5 protein-coding genes are annotated in these 4,456 nt (G+C 65.2%); all 5 read left to right on the top strand.

Annotated features, from left to right (window positions below; all coding sequences use genetic code 11):
- Positions 1-1,833: threonine--tRNA ligase (thrS, locus tag ON44_RS20365; protein WP_040692446.1), on the top strand; the 1,833-nt coding region annotated here is incomplete at its 5' end.
- A gap of 71 nt (positions 1,834-1,904) precedes the next feature.
- Positions 1,905-2,504: an ATP adenylyltransferase gene (locus ON44_RS20360; protein ID WP_051182237.1), complete on the top strand. Its 600-nt coding sequence runs from the start codon at positions 1,905-1,907 to the stop codon at positions 2,502-2,504.
- A gap of 1 nt (position 2,505) precedes the next feature.
- Positions 2,506-3,189 (top strand): phosphatidylinositol phosphate synthase, encoded by a 684-nt coding sequence (pgsA, locus tag ON44_RS20355; RefSeq protein ID WP_040692442.1) that lies wholly within the window; start codon positions 2,506-2,508, stop codon positions 3,187-3,189.
- Between the two features lie 73 nt (positions 3,190-3,262).
- Positions 3,263-4,261: a phosphatidylinositol mannoside acyltransferase gene (locus ON44_RS20350; RefSeq protein ID WP_245567250.1), complete on the top strand. Its 999-nt coding sequence runs from the start codon at positions 3,263-3,265 to the stop codon at positions 4,259-4,261.
- Positions 4,258-4,456, top strand: a 199-nt coding sequence (locus ON44_RS20345; RefSeq protein WP_040692441.1) for a glycosyltransferase, incomplete at its 3' end; no start/stop codon positions are given. The genes ON44_RS20350 and ON44_RS20345, both read left to right, overlap by 4 nt.

Below are 4,456 nucleotides of genomic sequence, written 5' to 3'. Positions count from 1 at the left end.
ATCCGGCATTCGGCCGCGCATGTGCTGGCCCAGGCCGTGCAGCAGGAGTTCCCGGAGGCCAAGCTCGGCATCGGCCCGCCCATCAAGGACGGCTTCTACTACGACTTCCAGGTCGACCGGCCGTTCACCCCGGAGGATCTGGCCAAGCTGGAATCCCGGATGAAGAAGATCGTCAAAGGCGCGCAGCGGTTTTCGCGCCGGGTCGTAGCGATCGATGAGGCGCAGAGCGAACTGGCCAAGGAGCCGTTCAAGCTCGAGCTGATCAGCGATAAGTCCGGTATCGACGATCCGGAGGTCATGGAGGTCGGCGGTAAAGAGCTGACCATCTACGACAACCTGGACCCGCGCACCGGCGAAAAGGTCTGGGGCGATCTGTGCCGCGGTCCGCACATCCCGACCACCAAATTCATCCCCGCCTTCAAGCTGACCCGCAGCTCCGCCGCCTACTGGCGCGGTGACCAGAACCGCGAGGATCTGCAGCGCATCTACGGCACCGCCTGGGAATCGCCGGAGGCCCTCGACGAGCATCTGCACCTGCTCGAAGAGGCCGAGCGCCGCGACCACCGCAAACTCGGTCTGGAGCTGGATCTGTTCAGCTTCCCGGACGAACTCGGCTCCGGTCTGCCGGTGTTCCACCCCAAGGGCGGCATCATCCGCAAGGAACTCGAGGAGTACTCACGCCGCCGCCACGTCGCCGCGGGCTATGAGTTCGTCAATACACCGCACATCACCAAGGGGCATCTGTTCGAGGTCTCCGGTCACCTGGACTGGTACAAGGACGGCATGTTCCCGGCCATGCATCTGGACGCCGAACTCAACGACGACGGCACTGTCCGCAAGCCCGGCCAGGACTACTACGTCAAGCCGATGAACTGCCCGATGCACAACCTGATCTTCCGCTCGCGTGGCCGGTCCTATCGGGAGCTGCCGCTGCGGATGTTCGAATTCGGCTCGGTCTACCGCTACGAGAAGTCCGGTGTCGTGCACGGCCTGACCCGGGTGCGCGGCATGACGCAGGACGACGCGCACATCTACTGCACCAAGGAGCAGATGCACGCCGAGCTGACCAGCACGCTGCAATTCGTGCTCGGGCTGCTCGCCGACTACGGCCTCGACGACTTCTACCTCGAGCTGTCCACCAAGGATCCGAAGAAGTTCGTCGGCTCCGAGGAGATGTGGGAGGAGGCCACCGAGACCCTGCGCAAGGTGGCCACCGACTCCGGACTGGAGCTGGTCCCGGATCCGGGCGGCGCCGCCTTCTACGGCCCGAAGATCTCCGTACAGGCCAAGGATGCGCTCGGTCGCACCTGGCAGATGTCGACCATCCAGCTCGACTTCAACCTGCCCGAGCGCTTCAACCTGGAATACACCGCCTCCGACGGCACCAAGCAGCGGCCGGTAATGATCCACCGCGCACTGTTCGGTTCCATCGAACGCTTCTTCGGCGTGCTCACCGAGCATTACGCCGGCGCCTTCCCGGCCTGGCTCTCGCCGGTCCAGGTCGTCGGCATCCCGGTCGCGGAAACCTTTGCGCCGCATCTGGATTCGGTAATCGAGCAGCTGCAGGACGCGGGTATCCGCGCGCAGGTCGATCGCAGCGACGACCGGATGCAGAAGAAGATCTTCAACAACACCGCGCAGAAGATCCCGTTCATGCTGCTCGCCGGTGAGCGCGATGTGAACGCGGGCGCGGTCAGCTTCCGCTTCCGCGACGGCACCCAGGTCAACGGCGTGCCGGTCGCCGCCGCGGTGGCCACGATCGTCGAATGGATCGCGAACCGGGAGAACGCCTCGCCGACCGCCGAGGGCTTTGTGGTGAAGGGCCCGGTATGAGCAGTCAGGGCCCGGAGGAGGCAGCGGGTGTAACCACGGAGGGCCCCCGCACATACCAGATCGGACAGAGCATGACTGAGCGCACGGTGCCGGACGGGCTCGTGGATTTGAACGCGGACTCGGACGAACAGGGGAGCATCGTGGATTCCGGTGCCGGTGAGCCGGATCGGTTGCAGCGGCTGTGGACTCCGTACCGGATGTCCTATATCGCCGAGGCCGCCACTGCCAATCCGAAAGACACCACGGGCCATCCCTTTACGGATATTCCGAAGATGTCGGATGAGGACGGTCTCGTCATCGCCCGTGGCGAGCACGTCTACGCGGTACTGAACCTGTATCCGTACAACCCGGGGCATATGATGGTCGTGCCATACCGCAAGGTGGCCAACCTCGAGGATCTGACACTCGAGGAGAGCGCCGAACTGATGTCGTTCACCCAGCAGGCGATTCGGGTGATGAAGCGGGTCTCACGGCCGCACGGTTTCAATGTCGGCCTGAATCTCGGTGGGGTGGCAGGTGGTTCACTTGCCGACCATCTGCATCAGCACATCGTGCCGCGCTGGGGCGGGGACGCCAACTTCATCACCATCGTCGGTGGTGTGAAGGTCATGCCGCAGTTGCTGCGGGAAACTCGGGCACTGCTTTCGGCGGCGTGGAAGGAAGTCGAGTAGGGTGCTCAGCTTCTTCGGCCGCGAGACGTTCTCCAAAGCGACTGCGCCGCTGGGCAGAGCGCTTGTCAGTACCGGACTCACCCCCGACGCGGTGACGGTGATCGGCACCGTCGCCTCCATCACGGCCGCGGTCACTTTGTTCCCCACCGGACATCTGTTCTGGGGAACCATGGTGATCTGGCTGTTCGTCATGTTCGACATGCTCGACGGCGCCATGGCGCGAGCGCGCGGCGGCGGCACGAAATACGGTGCGGTGCTCGATGCCACGTGCGACCGCGTCGCCGACGGCGCCATTTTCGCCGGGTTGGCCTGGTGGGCGGTGTATCACGAGAACAGTAGGCCGCTGTTCTTCGCAACCCTGGTGGTTCTGGTTACCTCCCAGGTGATTTCGTACGCGAAGGCGCGTGCCGAGGCGAGTGGCCTATCCGCGGACGGTGGACTCATCGAGCGGCCGGATCGGCTGATCATTGTGTTGGTCGGCGCCGGATTGACCGGAATCGGCGGGTATTGGGGAGTCGAATGGCTGACCTGGGCCGTGCACGTGGCGATGTGGGTTCTGGCGGTGTTGAGCATTATCACGGTGTTCCAGCGGGTGCTGGCGGTCCGGAATTCACCGGGCGCGCGGGACGTGATTCCGCCCGCGCCGCCGCAGAATCCGGCGGACGCGACGGAGTTGCCCTCGTGACCGAGCGAAGTGAGGGAACCATGTGCCAGCGTGCAGAGCACACGACGGAGCCGAGCGCCGGCGAGGCGCAGTCGTGAGTTTCCAGTCCGAAGGCGTCGGTTCGCGGATCAAGTCCGGACTGACGGATTGGGCCTATGCGGCGGGTTGGCGGGTTGTGCGGGCGCTGCCCGAATCGACGGCGCGGCGGGCCTTCGATTGGGGCGGTAATCGGGTCGCGGACAAGGCGAATCGCGCCTTCCGTGCCGGTGGCGAGTCGAATCAGTTGCGGCGCAATCTCGCTCGCGTGCTCGGCGTGACTCCGGCCGAGGTGCCCGACGAGCTGATCCGCGCGAGCATGCGTTCCTACGCCCGCTACTGGCGCGAAGCCTTCCGACTGCCGACGATGGATCACTCGGCACTGACCGGTTCGCTCGTGGCGGGCGTCGAGAATCTGGACGCCGCCCTGGCGCGGGGCCGCGGTGTGGTGCTTGCGCTGCCGCACTCCGGAAACTGGGATGCGGCCGGGGTCTGGTTGGTCGGCCACAGTGGCACCCTCGCGACCGTCGCGGAACGGTTGAAGCCGGAATCGCTGTTCGAGCGGTTCGTCGCCTACCGGGAGAGCCTGGGTTTCGAGGTATTCCCGCTGACCGGTGGTGAGCAGCCGCCGTTCACCGCGTTGGCCGCCCGCCTGCGCGCGAACAATGTCGTATGCCTGATGGGTGAGCGGGATCTGACCGGTAAAGGTGTCCCGGTGACCATGTACGGCGAGCGCACTTGGCTGCCCGCGGGCCCGGCGAAGCTGGCCATCGAGACAGGTGCGGCGCTGATTCCGGTGCACGTGTGGTTCACCGTCGATGCCGATGGTCGTGAGGGTTGGGGCATGAAGACCGAAGCGCCGCTCGATGTTTCGGACGGTGTCGCGTCGGTCACCCAGGCGCTGGCCGACCGGTTCGCGGCCAATATCGCCGAGCATCCCGCCGATTGGCATATGTTGCAGCCACAATGGGAGCAGGACCTATCGGCGGAGCGGCGAGCCAGGATCGCCGCGGCGCAGGCCGGGTTGGACAGCGCCAAAGGGGAGAAGACACCATGAAAATCGGCATGGTCTGCCCCTATTCGTTCGATGTCCCGGGTGGTGTGCAGGCCCATGTCGTGGAATTGGCGCGGGTATTCATCGAACGCGGCCACAAGGTGAGCGTGCTCGCCCCCGCATCGGAGGACACGCCGCTGCCGGATTTCGTGGTGTCGGCCGGTCGCGCGGTGGCGATTCCGTACAACGGTTCGGTCG

The organism is Nocardia vinacea NBRC 16497, from assembly GCF_000308835.1.
In the GTDB taxonomy this organism is placed as follows: domain Bacteria; phylum Actinomycetota; class Actinomycetes; order Mycobacteriales; family Mycobacteriaceae; genus Nocardia; species Nocardia vinacea.
The sequence above is the reverse complement of the archived record's forward strand: the minus strand, read 5'-3'. Positions and strand labels throughout refer to the sequence as shown.

Bases quoted from the DNA above. Each gene is read 5' to 3' on its own strand.
- ON44_RS20360 (WP_051182237.1), top strand. From the start codon at position 1,905: ATGACTGAGCGCACGGTGCCGGACGGGCTCGTGGATTTGAACGCGGAC.